12 protein-coding genes are annotated in these 15,314 nt (G+C 69.7%); 9 read left to right on the top strand and 3 right to left on the bottom strand.

Annotated elements, in window-relative coordinates:
• Nucleotides 1-101: 101 nt before the first annotated feature.
• The 5 genes from Q4P07_RS03985 (at nt 102) to Q4P07_RS03965 (ending at nt 7,251) form a co-directional block, all read left to right on the top strand.
• Nucleotides 102-1,478: an ABC transporter substrate-binding protein gene (locus Q4P07_RS03985; RefSeq protein ID WP_303373602.1), complete on the top strand. Its 1,377-nt coding sequence runs from the start codon at nt 102-104 to the stop codon at nt 1,476-1,478.
• Nucleotide 1,479: 1 nt separating this feature from the next.
• A complete protein-coding gene (locus Q4P07_RS03980) occupies nt 1,480-2,673 on the top strand; it encodes a carbohydrate ABC transporter permease (RefSeq protein WP_303373601.1) in 1,194 nt (397 codons plus the stop codon).
• A complete protein-coding gene (locus tag Q4P07_RS03975) occupies nt 2,670-3,572 on the top strand; it encodes a carbohydrate ABC transporter permease (protein ID WP_303373600.1) in 903 nt (300 codons plus the stop codon). Before Q4P07_RS03980 ends, Q4P07_RS03975 begins: the two co-directional genes overlap by 4 nt.
• An 81-nt stretch (nt 3,573-3,653) precedes the next feature.
• The gene (locus Q4P07_RS03970; RefSeq protein WP_303373599.1) at nt 3,654-5,681 is read left to right on the top strand and encodes an alpha-amylase family protein; all 2,028 of its coding nucleotides are present in this window, start codon (nt 3,654-3,656) and stop codon (nt 5,679-5,681) included.
• 70 nt (nt 5,682-5,751) lie between these two features.
• Complete coding sequence (locus Q4P07_RS03965) at nt 5,752-7,251, top strand: UDP-N-acetylmuramoyl-L-alanyl-D-glutamate--2,6-diaminopimelate ligase (RefSeq protein WP_303373598.1); 1,500 nt, start codon at nt 5,752-5,754, stop codon at nt 7,249-7,251.
• Between the two features lie 25 nt (nt 7,252-7,276).
• On the opposite strand, the gene Q4P07_RS03960 is transcribed toward Q4P07_RS03965, so the two are convergent.
• The gene (locus tag Q4P07_RS03960) at nt 7,277-8,332 is read right to left on the bottom strand and encodes an enoyl-CoA hydratase/isomerase family protein (RefSeq protein WP_303373597.1); all 1,056 of its coding nucleotides are present in this window, start codon (nt 8,330-8,332) and stop codon (nt 7,277-7,279) included.
• 37 nt (nt 8,333-8,369) lie between these two features.
• Here Q4P07_RS03960 and Q4P07_RS03955 point away from each other — a divergent pair, with 37 nt between their 5' ends.
• Nucleotides 8,370-9,275: a DUF5926 family protein gene (locus tag Q4P07_RS03955; protein ID WP_303373596.1), complete on the top strand. Its 906-nt coding sequence runs from the start codon at nt 8,370-8,372 to the stop codon at nt 9,273-9,275.
• Nucleotides 9,276-9,283: 8 nt separating this feature from the next.
• Entirely contained in the window at nt 9,284-10,165 is an 882-nt protein-coding gene (locus Q4P07_RS03950) for a glycosyltransferase family 2 protein (RefSeq protein ID WP_303373595.1), read from the top strand.
• On the opposite strand, the gene Q4P07_RS03945 is transcribed toward Q4P07_RS03950, so the two are convergent.
• Complete coding sequence (locus tag Q4P07_RS03945) at nt 10,162-12,300, bottom strand: hypothetical protein (protein ID WP_303373594.1); 2,139 nt, start codon at nt 12,298-12,300, stop codon at nt 10,162-10,164. The two genes, Q4P07_RS03950 and Q4P07_RS03945, sit on opposite strands and share 4 nt — an antisense overlap.
• A gap of 132 nt (nt 12,301-12,432) precedes the next feature.
• Between Q4P07_RS03945 and Q4P07_RS03940 the strand changes: the two genes are divergently transcribed.
• Nucleotides 12,433-12,879, top strand: a complete 447-nt coding sequence (locus Q4P07_RS03940; protein ID WP_303373593.1) for a DUF4446 family protein — start codon at nt 12,433-12,435, stop codon at nt 12,877-12,879.
• Nucleotides 12,880-12,906: 27 nt separating this feature from the next.
• On the opposite strand, the gene Q4P07_RS03935 is transcribed toward Q4P07_RS03940, so the two are convergent.
• Nucleotides 12,907-13,959 (bottom strand): diacylglycerol kinase family protein, encoded by a 1,053-nt coding sequence (locus tag Q4P07_RS03935; RefSeq protein WP_303373592.1) that lies wholly within the window; start codon nt 13,957-13,959, stop codon nt 12,907-12,909.
• A gap of 54 nt (nt 13,960-14,013) precedes the next feature.
• Here Q4P07_RS03935 and serS point away from each other — a divergent pair, with 54 nt between their 5' ends.
• Nucleotides 14,014-15,297, top strand: a complete 1,284-nt coding sequence (gene serS, locus Q4P07_RS03930; RefSeq protein ID WP_303373591.1) for a serine--tRNA ligase — start codon at nt 14,014-14,016, stop codon at nt 15,295-15,297.
• The last annotated feature ends 17 nt before the right edge of the window (nt 15,298-15,314 follow it).

The following is a 15,314-nucleotide window of genomic DNA, read 5'->3' as shown; positions in this document are numbered from 1 at the left end:
ACGGCACAACTGTGGGTAGGGTGCCAGACGAAGACGCTGTCGGATGGATGCGCGGTCCTGCACTGGTCGCGGCGCCGACACAACTGAGAAGGGAGCCATCGATGGCTAACTCAGCGTGGCGCCGGGTCCTGGCGCCGACGGTGGCGGTCGCGGCCGCCCTCGCTCTGACCGGGTGTCTGCAAAACCCCGACGCCGGTCGCGGCGGGGGCCTGGCCGCAGACGCCGAGCCTGAGGAGGGTGACGGCGTCGTGACCGTCCTGGGCGCCTTCGGCGGCCAGGAGGAGGCGGCCTTCCTGGAGTCGCTCAAGGAGTTTGAGGACAGCAGCGGCATCGACGTGCAGTACGTCCCCGACCAGGACTTCACCACCACCATCCTGCTCAAGGTCAACTCCGGTGACGCCCCCGACATCGGGCTATTTCCCCAGCCAGGCGGGGTGGAGCAGATGGTTGGCATGGGCAAGGTCATCCCCATTGACCGATACCTCGACTACGACACGCTCAACTCCACTCTCGTGCCGGGCTTCCTCGACGCGGCTCGCTTCGAGGGACGCGTCTACGCCACCCCCATGCGGATGGCGGTCAAGTCCATCGTCTGGTACCCGAAGAAGGCCTACGACGAGGGTGGGTGGAACACCGAGCCCGCGGACCTGGGGGAGCTGTCCGAGGTGGCCGACCAGATCCGCAAAGACACCGACGCGCCGCCCTGGTGCATCGGCTGGGGCTCGGACCAGGCAACCGGCTGGGTCGGCACCGACTGGGTCGAGGAGTACATGCTCCGACTGTGGGGCCCGGACGTCTACGACGACTGGGTGGACCACCGGATTCCGTTCAACGACGAGCGCGTGGTCGCCGCGATCGAGGCCTACGGCGATCTGGCCAACAAGCCGGGCAACGTCTTGGGCGGCGCCACCGGCATCATCACCACGCCGTTCTCCGACGCGATGGTCCCGGCCTTCGAGGACCCGCCGGGCTGCTACCTGATGCGTCAGGGCAACTTCGCCACCGGCTTCTTCCCCGAGGACGTCCAGGCAAACCTGGACGACGACATTGGCATCTTCGTCTTCCCGCCGGCCGTGGACGGCTTCAAGGGCCAGCCGATCCTCGGCGGTGGCGACCTCGCGGCGGCGTTCAGCTATGACGCCGACACGATCGAGTTCATGAAGTTCCTGAGCTCCGACAAGTTCGGCGGAGCCTGGGCGCAGGCCGGTGGCTGGCTCAGCCCGCACAAGACGTTCGATGCCAGCCAGTATCCGGACGAGACGACCCGGCAGATTGCCGAGATGGCCACGACCGCAGACGTCTTCCGCTACGACGCCTCTGATCTGATGCCGAAGGAGGTCGGCTCGGACACGTTCTGGAAGGCCATGGTCGAATACCAGACCGGCTCCAAGAGTGCGCAGGAGGCCGCCGACGCCATCGAGGCGAGCTGGCCCAAGAGCGCGGAGGATGACTCGGCGTCGCAGACAGGGTCGAACTGAGATGACCTCTTCCTACTCGACCCCGCCCGTGGGGCAGGACGTCCCCCAGGATGATGCCCGGGTCGTCGACGACAACCCTGTGGCGGCGGTGCCGGACACCTCCGGCCTCCAGCCGGTTCAGCTGCTCGTCGGTGTGCTGGGCGCCGCCCTGACGGTCTGGGCGCTGGGCAACCTGTTCCTCGCCTTCGCCTACTACCCTGGCTGGTTCTTTGACAGCAAGATCCTCATGGGCCTGCTGGGGTTGGTCGCCGGCATCGGCGGTGCGGCGCTCCTGTTCTGGTTCATCAACCTCGCCGTCGAGGCGCTGCCCCGCAGGCTGGAGCACGGCCTGGTCCCCTACGCCTTCCTCCTGCCCGGGTTCTCGCTCATCGGGCTGATGCTGCTCTACCCGACGATCCAGACGATCCACTACAGCTTCGCCAACGCCAGCAGCACCGCTTATGTCGGCCTGCAAAACTACCGTGACCTGTTTGCCGACGCGGCGTTCTGGTCCGCGCTCCTCAACAACGTGCTGTGGATCGCGATCGTCCCGGCGGTCTCGGTGGCAATCGGGGTCGTCGTGGCGGTGCTGGCGGACAAGCTCTCGGCCAGCAGCGAGAAGTGGGCCAAGAGCTTCATCTTCCTGCCGATGGCGATCAGCTTCGTGGCCGCCTCGGCGATCTGGCTCACGACCGTCTACGCCTACCAAGCCCCCGGACGGCCGCAGACGGGGGCGTTGAACGCCATCTACACCATGTTCGGCGGAGCGCCGCAGAACTGGCTCGCGATCGACACCGCCCGGCTCAACAGCCTGCTGCTCATGGTCATCCTGGTCTGGTTGCAGACCGGCTTCGCGATGGTCCTGCTCAGCTCGGCGATCAAGGGTGTGCCGGAGGACACGATCGAGGCCGCCCGCATCGACGGTGCGAGCGAGTGGCAGATCTTCTGGAAGGTCGTTATCCCGCAGATCAAGGCCACGATCATCACGGTGTTCATCACGGTCCTGATCCTGGTGATGAAGGTCTTCGACATCATCTATGTGCTCACCAACGGCCGGGACAATACCGACGTCATCGCAAACATGTTCTTCAACAAGCTGTTTGCCCGCGGCCAGGCTGGCGTCGCCAGCGCGCTCGTGGTCGTGCTGCTGATCGCCGTCATCCCGATCCTGATCTATCAGGTCAAACAATTCCGCGAGCAGGAGGCCATGCGATGAGCGCAACGACGGCGACCCCCGCCCCCCCGGCAGTCGCCAAGCGGCAGGGGGCAGGGCGGCTGAAGGACGGGAGGGCGCGCAGCCCGTTCTCGATGGTGGTCATGCTGCTGCTGGCCCTCCTGTGGACGCTGCCCACCGTGGGCCTGCTCGTCACCAGCCTGCGCACGCGCGACGCTGCCGCCACTTCCGGGTGGTGGGAGGCCATCTGGAAGGGTGGCTGGACGGTCGACAACTATGCACGGGTCATCGACCAGGCGGACCTGGGCAACGCCTTCCTCAACGGGATCCTGGTGGCGGTCCCCGCCACGATCATCCCGGTGATGTTCGCCGCGTTCGCGGCCTACGCCTTCACGTTCATGGACTTCAGGGGCAAGGACTTCCTCTTCATCATCATCGTCGCGGTGATGGTGGTCCCGCTGCAGTCGGCGCTGGCGCCGCTGCTGGACCTGCTCGGCCCGCGTGGCCTCGGCATCTCCGGCACCTATCTGGCGGTCTGGCTGCTGCATACCGGTTTTGGTATGCCGTTGTGCATCTACGTGCTGCGCAACTACATGGCTTCGTTGCCCTTCAGCGTGGTTGAGTCAGCACGGATCGACGGCTGCTCCAACTTCCAGATCTTCTGGAAGCTGATCGCCCCCATGGCGATGCCGGCGATGGCGGCCTTCGCCACCCTGCAGTTCCTGTGGGTGTGGAACGACCTGCTCATCGCCAAGTTGTTCCTGTCCGACTCCAACACCACGGTGATCGTCAAGCTCCAGCAACTGCTGGGGACGCAGGGCCAAGGTGCCGAGCTGCTGACCGCGGGAGCGTTCATCTCGATCGTCCTGCCCATGGTCGTGTTCTTCGTGCTCCAGAACTTCTTGGTCCGCGGCATGACCTCTGGCGCCGTCAAGGGCTGAGAGACCACCGTGCGCTGCCCGCGACCGGACCTCCGGCCGCGGGCAGCGCTGGTGAAGGGGCCCATAGTGATGTGGTGGGATATGAGAGTGCCCACCCCGTCCCCTTCCCCGCGAGTTCTTCCGTGGCCGGACGACCTGCCGGCCACGCTCGTGGCCAGTCTGGAAAAGACGCTCGTTGACGCACCGGAGCACCGAAAGATGACTTTCGCGCTGCGCGTGGAGCGCTGGTGGGGCGACCTGGTCACCGGCCTCGCCCCCTATAACGACCCCGTCGAGACCGCTGGACGAGCGCTCGAGCTAGCCGCGGCCGCCTACCTGCAACGTCAGGACGACCTGCACCTGCTAGACGAGAAGCGCTCGCTGGAGCCTGACTGGTTCCAACGACCGGAGATGGTCGGCTACGCCGCGTATGCCGAGCGACTGGCGCCCGAGGGGACGGGGTTGGCCGGCGTGGCCGAGCGGGTGGGGCACTTGAAGGACCTGGGGGTCGGCTACCTGCACCTGATGCCGCTGCTGCAGCCACGGCCCGAGCCCAACGACGGTGGGTATGCCGTGGCGGACTACCGGCAGGTGCGCGCGGACCTGGGGACGATGGACGATCTCAAGACGCTGGCCAGCACCTTGCGGGCCGACGGGATCAGCCTGTGCCTGGACCTCGTCCTCAACCACGTGGCCCGGGAGCACGCGTGGGCCAGCGCCGCGCGGGCCGGTGACCAGCGTTACCGACGCTACTTCCACGTCTACCCCGACCGGACCCTCCCCGACGAGTACGAACGCACCCTGCCGGAGGTCTTCCCCGACTTCGCGCCCGGCAGCTTCACCTGGGACGAGGAACTGGCGGGTTGGGTCTGGACGACCTTCAACAGCTATCAGTGGGATCTCGCGTGGGACAACCCGGACGTCTTTTGCGAGCTGGCCGACGTGGTCCTCTTCCTCGCGAACCAGGGCGTGGAGGTGCTCCGCCTGGACGCGATCGCCTTCCTGTGGAAGCGCAGGGGCACCGCATCGCAGAACGAGCCAGAGGTGCATCAGCTCACCCAGGCGCTGCGCGCCCTCGCCCGGATCACGGCCCCGGCTCTGATCTTTAAGGCGGAGGCGATCGTCGGTCCCACCGAGCTCGTGCACTACCTCGGACAAGGGCGCCACTACGGGCGCGTGTCCGACCTCGCCTACCACAACAGCCTCATGGTCCAGATCTGGTCGATGCTCGCGTCCCGGGACTCACGGCTGGCCACGCACGCGCTTGGCCGCTTCCCGGCGAACCCGTCCACCACCGCGTGGATCACCTACCTGAGGTGCCACGACGACATCGGCTGGGCGATCGACGATGCGGACGCGTCCGCGGTGATGCTCGAGGGCTGGCGGCACCGCTCATTTCTCTCCGAGTTCTACATGGGAGCGTTCGCCGGCTCGACGTCGGAGGGGCTGGCCTTCCAGCACAACCCGGCGACCGGTGACCAGCGGATCTCTGGCAGCGCGGCCAGCCTGGCCGGTCTGGGGTCCGCGCTGGCCGTTGCGCAGGAGGTCACCACCATCGAGGGCTTTGAGGAGGCGACCAGTGCGGTCGACGACGCCGTCGCACGCATCCTGCTCGGCTACGCCATCGTCTACGGCTGGGGCGGGATCCCAGTGCTCTGGTCCGGCGACGAGGTGGCCACGCTCAACGACGCTGCGTGGGCCAAGGATCCCGCCCATGCGCAGGACAACCGCTGGGTGCACCGTCCGCGGCTTGACTGGGCGTGCGTCCTAGAGGCGAGGGAGGATCCAGCCTCGGCGATCGGGCGGGTCTACACCGGGCTGCGCCAGCTGGCCAGGGTGCGCGCCAGCCTGCCCCACCTGCATGCCAGCGTGCCGGCACAGGTCGTGGCGTCTCCTGAACCGGGGATCTTCGCCGTGCTCAGGAGGCACCCGGTCGGACCCCTGCTCGAGCTCTACAACATCACCGAGACGCCGCAGCAGGTGCCCGCCTGGTGGGTGCGTGAGGTCGGTCGAATCAACGTGGACCAGTGCGTCGACGCGCTGAACGGCTATCCGCCCAACCTGGAGCGGGACGGATCGATCCACTTGTCGACATACCAACCCGTCTGGCTGGTCAGCGACCGCAGCTGAGCTCGGGGGTGGTGGGCCGGCAAGAGGCGGCCCACGGGTGTGGGTGCTCGACGGTGGCTAGGCTGTCCACATGGACCTCGCAGAACTGTCCGTCGCTCTCGGTGCCGAGCTCGCGGACACGGTCACGCACCCTCAAGGGGTGCTCGTCACCGGGGTCAGCCACCAGTCCGACTGGATCCGGCCGGGGGAGGCGTTCGTCGCGGTCCGAGGGGCGAGGTTCGACGGTCACCAGTTCGTCGCCGACGCCATCGTGCGGGGCGCGGTCGCCGTGATCGGCGAGGGTCTGCCCCCCACCGCCCGGTGCACCATCCCCTACTTGCGGGTGGCCGACGCCCGCGCTGCCCTCGCCGACGCCGCCGCCGCGATCAGCGGCCACCCCAGCGACGCGATCACCGTGCTGGGGGTCACCGGGACCGACGGCAAGACGACGACGTCGTGCTTGGCGTTGCACCTGTTGCGCTCTGCGGGCCGCTCGACCGGGCTGCTCTCCACGATCGGCTACGAGCTCCCGGACGGGGTCCTCCGTCAGCCGCCCACGCACTTCACCACCCCAGAGGCGCCCCAGGTGCAGCAGATCCTGCGGGACATGGTCGGTGCCGGTGCGACCGCCGCCGTGGTCGAGAGCTCCAGCCACGCACTCGCGCTCGATCGGGTCCGCGGCGTCAGCTTTGACGTGGGGATCTGGACCAACCTGACCGGGGAGCACCTGGACTTCCACGGCACCATGGAGCGCTACTTCGCGGACAAGTCCAAACTGGTTCAGCGCGCCAACCACAGCGTCCTCAACGCCGACGACACCCCGTGGTTCGAGCGGCTGGTGCCGATCGCGACCGAGGGTGGGAGGACCTGCACGTCCTACTCCGTAGACGGCAAGGATGCCGACTGGACCGCGACGGCGATCCAGGAGGGCGCCGAGGGCCTGACTTTCACCGTGCGTAGCCCGCTGGGCGAGGCGACTGCCCAACTGTCGATGATCGGCCGTTTCAACGTGGCTAATGCGCTCGCCGCGATGGCGGGGGTCGCCGCGACGGGAGTCGGCCTGGCCGAGCTGATCGCCGGGCTGGCGACCTTTGAGGGGGTCGCGGGTCGGATGGAGATGCTCGAGCGGGAGGAGGGGCAACCTCGGGTCATCATCGACTTCGCGCACACTGCGCCCAGCCTGGAGAAGGCGCTCGCCACGGTGCGCGTCACGACGCAGGGCGAGCTCTGGGTCGTGGTGGGCTCGGCCGGCGGTCCGCGCGACCCGTCCAAGCGTGCACCGCTCGGCGAGGTCGCGACCCGGCTGGCTGACCACGCCGTCTTCACCGAGGAGGACCACCGGACCACGCCGTTGCAGGAGATCCTGGACGAGATGGAGCGAGGGCCCAGGGAGGCGAGCCCGCCTCGCGACAACTTCGTCTCGATCGGGGACCGCACGGACGCGATCAGGTATGCCGTGCGCGTCGCCGGACCGGAGGACACCGTCCTGCTCGCGGGCAAAGGGCCCGAGGCGACCATGGAGCGCGGCACCACCTTGGTCCCGTGGGAGGAGATCGAGGAGGCGCGGCGGGCGTTGGCCGCGCGGGGCTGATCCGGACCGGGGCTGACTCGGGATCTCAGCCCTGCCCGAACGCAGCCAGGACCTCCGCGCGGCTGACCTGCTCCACGGACTGGGCGGCCCATCGTGGCTGCCGATCCTTGTCGACCAGCTGGGCCCGGACTCCTTCGACGAAGTCCGGATGCCGCGCAAAGGCCGGAGCCAGCGCGAGGTCCTGGTCCAGCACTTCCTGGACGTCCATCGACGCAGCCCGCCGCAGAGCCGCGAGCGTGACCGCGACCGAGTGCGGCGAGCGGGCCTCGATGTGCTCGGCGGCCGCTCGTGCCTGCGGCTGCCCGCTGGCCCGCAAGCGTTGCAGGATGAGCCCGGCGTCGTCCCCGGCATAGCACCGGTCGATCCACTCGCGGTTCTCGAGCAGCCAGTGCTCGGCTGGCAGCTGATCGCGTTGGTCGAGGTTGGCTGGGTCCAAGGTCGGGTCATCGCGCAGGGCAGCGAGCACGTCCTCCTTGGCCTCCGCCGCGACCAGGGCGTCGGCCATCCCGAGATCGAGCGCGTCCGTCCCGCTGACGGGCACGCCGGTCAGCGCCACATGCGTGCCGGTCTCGCCGGGAGCGTTCGCGAGGAACCACATCGCCCCCACGTCGGGGAAAAAGCCGATGATCGTCTCCGGCATGGCCAGCTGGGTGCGTTCGGTGACGAAACGGTGCGAGCCGTGCGCGGACACGCCGACCCCGCCACCGAGCACGAAGCCGTCCATCCAGGCGACGAACGGTGTGGGGTAGGACGCGATCAGGGCGTTGACGGCATACTCCGCCGACCAGTAGGCGAGGGCCTCCTCGTAGTTGCCCGCCTGCACCGCCTCGCGCAGCGCGCGGACGTCCCCTCCGGCGCACAGGCCGCGGTCGCCCGCGCCATCGATCACTACGGCGGCGATCGCGTCGTCGTCGGCCCAGGTGTGCAGCTGCGCAGACAGGGAGTCGATGCTGGCCCGGTCCAGCGCATTGATGGCGCGTGGCCGGTTGAGCCGGATCCTTCCCAGGGGACCGTCCACGGCATACAGCACCTCGACGTCATGACCGGCGGCGGGCGCCCAGGACAACTCGCTCTTGCTCATGGCTGGTCACTGTAGCCGCGCACGTAGACTCCCCCGCATGGGTAAGGCCGCACGCAAGAAGCACGCCAACAACAGCTCCGCGCAGGCGAAGGCGCGTCGCGCTCCCTTCGTCGCGCGTCCTTTCGAGGGGTTGTCGAAGGAGACCGACTGGGTCGCGATGCGCGAGATCCTCCCGGCTGCCTCCGCGACGATCACCGTGGTGATCCCGGAGGGGACCGAGCTGGACGGCGACGCGGTGCCCGCCGGGGAGCACGAGATCACGCTCGCCACCGTGCTGCCGGGAGCGATCCCGGCACTGCACCGCGACACCGGCGAAGTGCTGGTGGCGCTCCAGTCGCGCACGAGCAGCGGCGACGCCTCACGAGACATCGCGCAGGCGATCCTGGCAGCGTTGGTCGCCGGACCTGGTGCCTCCGTCAACTCCGTCCGCCCGGCGACCGCCGACACGCCGCGACTTCAGGACCTGCTCCGCGAGGATCAGCAGCTGGACGTCGAGGTGCACCAGGACTTCGGCTTCTGGCTCGGCGAGGACGCGACCTCAGAGCAGCGCGAGGCGCTGGAGGCGATGAATGACGCCGCCGTGCCGATGCAGCGCATTGAGACGGTGCCCTCTGCGTACTGGTGCCACATGGGCGGGCGCTCCTACATCCGCTGGCTGCTGGGCGAGGACGAGGACGACGCGACCCGCGCGATGGCGCGGTTGCAGGCGGCGGGCGAGCACACACTCGGTGAGGGCAGCGAGCTGCTCGGCGCTTTCCGCGCCAACGGGCTGCTGGTGCCGGTCCTCGAGGTCGACCAGGCGGCGGAGGCGTCCACCTTTGCCGACGGGCTGGCTGCGCTCCAGGCCAGGTATGACGAGGCGTTGGCCAAGGAGGATCCCCTCACCCCCGACGAGCGGCGCGCTCGCGACGGTCTCGTCTCGCGTCAACTGACGCTGCGTTAGGGCCCGAGGTGACAGGGGCAGAGGCGAGGAGCACCGTCGTCGCGGTCGTGCCGGCCAAGGACGAGGAGGAGCGCATCGGGGCGACCGTCGCCGCCCTCCAGCGGGTCGCCGAGATCGGGCACATCATCGTCGTCGACGACGGCTCCACCGACCAGACGGCGGCCGTGGCCGAGTGGGTCAGCGGAGTCGACGTCGTCCGTCACCGACGCAACCTGGGCAAGGCCGCCGCGATGGCGACCGGCGCCACCCGCGCGGCACAGCTGGCCCCGGGCGCGCCGGTGCTGTTCGCCGACGCCGACCTGCAGAGCTCCGCGGGCAACCTCGGCGTCCTCGCGGCCCCGGTCTTGGCCGGTGAGGCCGACATGACGATCGCGGTCCTGCCGCCGCAGCACGGACGTGCCGGCGGGCTGGGGATCGTGGTGAAGACGGCGCGTGAGGGCATCTCCCGGTTGACCGGCTGGACCCCGACCCAACCGTTGTCCGGTCAGCGGTGCCTGACCCGCGAGGCACTGGACCAGGCCCAGCCGTTTGCCCAGGGATGGGGCGTTGAGGTGGGGTTGACGATCGACGTGATGAGGGCTGGTGGCCGGGTCATGGAGGTGCCCTGCCTCCTCCAGCACCGCGTCACCGGGCGCGACCTTGCCTCGCAGGTGCACCGGGCACGCCAGCTGGCTGATGTCGCTCGTGCCCTGGCGGACCGGTCGGGGGCGCAGGAGAAGGTCCTGGGCACGGCGCGTGACCTGAGTGCTCGCACCCGGGCCGGGGCGGCACCGTTGGTGGCGAAGGCGCGGGAGCGCAGCGGCCCCCTGGTCGAGCAGGCCAAGCAGCGCGGTGCCCCGGCCGTGGACCGACTCAAGCGTCGCCTGGGCGCCGGCTGGCGCGAGCGCTAGGGGGTTGCGGGCTGCGGGCTCGAGGCAGGGATGTCGGCCCTGGGCACCAGCTCGCGCCCGATGACGGTGAGCGCCGCACCGATCAGCAGCGTCAGGGTCAGGGCGATCGCCGCGATGCCGGAGTCGTTGAGGCCCCAGGTCAGCACCATCGCGAGCACCCCGGCCAGCGCGGCGGGACGCACGCCCGGATGGCGCCATAGGCAGGCGGTCCAGCCGGGCTGACGCGTCAGCACGACCACGGTGACCAAGACCAGCGCGAGGACAGCGAGCCAGGACAACGGATAACTGATCAGAATGCCCAGGCTCTGCTGCAGTTTGCGGGCCACGATGGCGCCCGCATCGCCCTCGATCGCGCTCTGCACGAAGTCGCCCAGGTGGGTCCGCTGCCCGGCTCCGCGCATCCAGTCCGCCACCATGACGACGCCTGCGACCACGAACCCTGCCGCGCCAAGGACCGCCAACGTGCCGAAGGACCACCGCACCGCGAGCGCGGACAGCGTGAGCAGACCCGTCACGAGCACGAGAGCCGGAACCCCTCCGAAGTCTGCCCCCGCCTGGGGCGAGGCGTTGACCAGGAGGGTGGCCAGGCCCAGGGTGGCGACGGTCAGGGCGGCCGCGCCGGAGCGGTGCCCCGTGCCCTGGATCCGCGGTGTCATCCACGTCAGCACCGCAGCGAGCAGGACGATCAGCGCGCCGAGCATGATCCCGAAGCCGACGTTGCCCTGCCCGTAGAAGCGGCCGGCGGTCACCGGTTGCAAGCCGAGGATGGAGACCAGTCCTAGGCGTGAGGAGTGAAACAGGTCCGCGCCGATCACGATCAGCGTCAGAGTCGCCACGATGGCGGCTGGACCGAGCGGGTGGCGTCGCCAGGGCCCGGCCCATGCCAGCGTCGCGATGCCAGCGCCGATCAGGACCACCCCGACTGTCAGCACCACCCCAGGGTGTCTGCTCTGCCACCACGGCATGAGGCCCACCAGGAAGGTCGCTACCGGGATGGTCATCGCGACGGTCGCCGCCCCGGCCACGACGCGCCGCCACCGCATCAGCAGGCCAGCGCCCAGCAGCGGCAGCAGCAGGATGCCAATGACGCCCAACGTAGTGGCTGGCAGCGTCTTGGCCAGGCTGACCGCGTCCGCCAGGCTTCGCGCCCAGTCGACGTGGTCGGGGCGGTCCAGCAGCAGGAGCGGGCCACCGGCGAACGCGTCGTCGTCCCAGTCGAGACTGGCCGCTTGGCGCAACGCCACTGTCAGGTCGGTCAGCTGCACCAGCCCCGCCTGCCGGGTGGAGCCGGAAGTGAGGGTGAGGGGGACCGGCCCGGTCGTGGGACCCCAATCTGCGGGGCCGACGATGAGGACTTCGGCGTCTGGCTCATCGCCCAGGTGGCCCATGCCGGCGACGATCAGTCGCGAACCTTCGGGCAGCGACCGGGCCAGGTCGGCGATCCCGCGATCGACCTGCCGGAGCGCCGCCGTGCCGTCCATTGCACCGACTGCAGGGGCCGAGATGAGGTGGAGGCGGCAGGCGGGGTCCAGCCTCAGGGCCTCGTCGGAGAGGCCGGCGGGGTGATAGTTGTCTACCTTCCCGTTGACGTCGGCCGCCGCGATGGCTGCCGCGGGTCCGTAGGCCGCTGCGCACCCCCGCGGGCCGACCAGTGCGCCGAGCTGCGTCCCCAGCGCGCGACGCTGCGCGGCCGCCTGCCAAGCCTGCCAGGCCTGGGGGTCGATCATGCCGTCGCGCACGAGGCCGCTGCGAGAGGTCACGGAGGGCGAGCCGGTCGCCGGTGCGTCACCGCAGCCGGGCAGGTCGGTGCCCGCGCGCTGACCCGCGCCGAGCGTGAGCCAGGCGTCGGGTGCGCAGGTGACCTCATGGGTCCCGCGGAGCACGAGTGCAGCGGTCGCTGCGTCAGTGGCGAGCCGGTCGAGCGCCGGGGTGGTGCCAGGGGTGATGAGATCCCAGGTCAGGCCGGGCACGCCGACGAACACGACCGGGGCATCGCCGGTGGCAGCGATGACCGCAGCCGCGGGGGTATCGCCGGCCATGGAGGCCTCTTCGCGGCCACCGGTCACCAGGGCGAGGAGCCAGCAGATCAGGACGGCTGCCACCAGAGCCACCGCGAGCCGGTGTCCTGACCGCATACCTCACCTCATCCCAGCGCGCCTCGGCCGACCTTCGGTGCCGAGCATCAGCATCGTGTCACGCCAGGGTGATCGCTGGCCTGGGGCGCGTCCGGCCAGGAGGGGAGGCTCGCACCGCCTACGCTGAAGGACGTGCCTCTCGACCCGTCCCTGCTCGGCTGGATCGCCAGTGGCCTCGCCGTGGTGGCCGCGCTGGTGGCGGCGCTGGCGTGGCAGCGGCTGAGGGTGGTCGACCGGACTTTGACGCGCCTGGTCGAAGCGGGCGCGCCCACGACCCCCGAGGCGGAGCGCCTGGAGGCGATGGAGCTGGCGCTGGCCCAGGTGCGCGGTGACCTGTCGCAGGCGCTGCGGCACGTGGCGGTGGTCCGCTTCGACGCGTTCGGAGACATGGGTGGTCGGATGTCCTTCAGCGCCGCGATCGTCGACGACGACGGGGACGGCCTGGTGATCAGCTCGATCCACGCGAGGGGGGAGAGTCGGACCTACGCCAAGGGAATCGTCGGTGGCGACGCTGAGGTGGTGCTCACCCCGGAGGAACGCGCGGCGCTCGATGCTGCGCGGACCGGGTCGGTGGAGTGAGCCTGCCCGCCGCCGTCTGAGGACGGGCTATGCCGGGCGGCGGTCCCGCGGCATCCGGACCACGAGGCTGCCGGGCTGGACTATCACGCGGATCGCGATCGCCGACCCCATCGGGTCGCCGTCCAGCTCCACCTCGACCGGCTTGTCGGAGACGACCCGGATCTCCTGCCCCTGGAAGTGGTCGACGCGGGAGTGGCCGACGCGCCGACGCGTGACCAGCTGGCCGACCATCGCGGCCCAGCCGACCATCCCCTCCGGGGACAGCAGCACCGCGTCGATGGTGCCGTCGTCCACGACGGCGTCGGGCAGCAGCTCCATCCCGCCCTGGAGCTTGCCGACGTTGCCGACCACGACGCTGCGCACGCGGCGGCGCCGCGGTTGGCCCCCGTCGATCTTGAGGGCGACCGTGAACTGCGGGCCCTTCAGATGCTGCAGCCCGGTCACCAGGTAGGCCAGCCACCCCACCTTCGCCTTGAGCTGCTCGGGCGCTGCGGCCATCACTTCCGCGTCGAAACCGAGTCCGGCCATGACCAGGAAGCGGTGCTCCTCCCGCACCTTCTCGCAGGAGCGGTCGTCGACCGCATCGCCGAAGTCGACGTTGCGTGCCGGGTCGTTCTCGTCGGTCAGGCGTTCCGCCAGCTGCGCGGAGGTGGGCCGGACCAGGTCGAGCATGCAGGTGTCGATCCGGTGGTCTTGACCTGTCAGCGCGACCGTGAGGGCACGTTCTAATGAGTCGATAGGCAGGTGGAGATTGCGGGCCAGCAAGTTGCCGGTCCCGCCCGGCAGCAGACCGAGTGGCATGTCGGTGCCGACCAGGGCGCTGCCGACGGTGCGCACCGTCCCGTCACCACCGAGGGGGCAGACCAGGTCGACACCGGCCTCGATCGCCTCTCGTGACTGTCCGGTCCCGGTGTCCTCCGCGGTGGTCTCCAGCCACAGCGGGTCGGCCCAGCCATGCTCGTCACAGACGGCCTGGACCTGCGCCCGGACCCGTCCGACGTCCTCGAACTTGGTGGGGTTGACGATGATCGCGGCCCGAGGGGTGCCCGAGCCCCCCTGACCTGCTGGCTTGCTCTCCATACCCGAACCGTAGCCGTCACGAGCGGGTTCTCCAGCGCCAGTACCCTGGGATCCATGATCGACCTCCGTGAGCTTCGAGCTGATCCAGACCGTGTGCGCGCCAGTCAGCTGGCGCGGGGTGAGGACCCCGGTCTGGTCGACATGGTGCTGTCCGTGGACGAGCGGCACCGCGCTGCGCTGTCCGGCTTCGAGTCGGCTCGGGCTGAGCAGAAGGCGTTCGGCAAGCGGGTCGCCGCGGCCAAGGGTGAGGAGAAGCAGGCGCTGCTCGCCGAGGTCAAGGGTCTGTCGACCAGGGTCAAGACGCTCGAGGCGGAGGCGGACGGCGCCGCGCAGGAGCGCGACGCCGCGATGCGCGGGCTCGCCAACATCGTGATCGAGGGGGTGCCGGTCGGCGGGGAGGACGACTTCGTCGTGCTCGAAGAGGTCGGTGTGCCGCGGGACTTCGCCGCGGAGGGCTTCGCGCCGCGCGACCACTTGGAGCTGGGCGAGCTGCTGGGCGCCATCGATACCGTGCGCGGGGCCAAGGTGTCCGGGGCGCGGTTCTACTACCTCCTGGGGGTCGGCGCCCAGCTGGAGATGGCCTTGATGGCGCTGTCCCAGCAGATCACCCAGGACGAAGGCTTCGTCCCCGTCATCACTCCGACGCTGGTGCGGCCCGAGACGATGGCTGGCGCGGGTTTCCTGGATGCGCACGCCGATGAGGTCTACCGGCTCGAGGCCGACGACCTCTACCTGACCGGCACCTCCGAGGTTGCCCTGGCCGGCCTGCATGCCGATGAGATCATCGACCTGTCCGCAGGACCGTTGCGCTACGCCGCGACGTCCACGTGCTACCGCCGGGAGGCGGGCTCCTACGGCAAGGACACCCGCGGGATCTTCCGGGTCCATCAGTTCACCAAGACCGAGATGTTCGTCTACGCCCGGGTCGAGGACGCGCTCGAGGAGCACGCCAACCTGCTCCGCATTGAGCGGCGCATCCTGGACGCGCTCGAGTTGCCCTACCGGATCATCGACGTCGCCGCTGGCGACCTGGGTGGCCCGGCTGCGCGCAAGTTCGACTGCGAGGCGTGGATCCCGACGCAGGAGGCCTACCGCGAGCTGACCTCGACCTCAAACTGCACGACCTTCCAGGCGCGCCGGCTGAACATCCGCGAGCGCGACCCCGCCAGCAGCGGCACCCGGGCCGTCGCCACCCTCAACGGCACGGCCTTGACGAGCACCCGCCCGATCATCGCGCTGCTGGAGAACCACCAGCAGGAGGACGGCTCGATCTACGTGCCGGAGGCGCTGCGGCCATTCCTGGCCGGGCAGGAGTATCTGCGGCCCGTCGGGGTCTGAGGGCTGCGGGACCGGAC

Origin of the sequence: Ornithinimicrobium sp., assembly GCF_030537745.1 — a bacterium.
Lineage (GTDB): Bacteria > Actinomycetota > Actinomycetes > Actinomycetales > Dermatophilaceae > Ornithinicoccus.
This window is presented reverse-complemented; position numbering and strand designations above follow the sequence as displayed.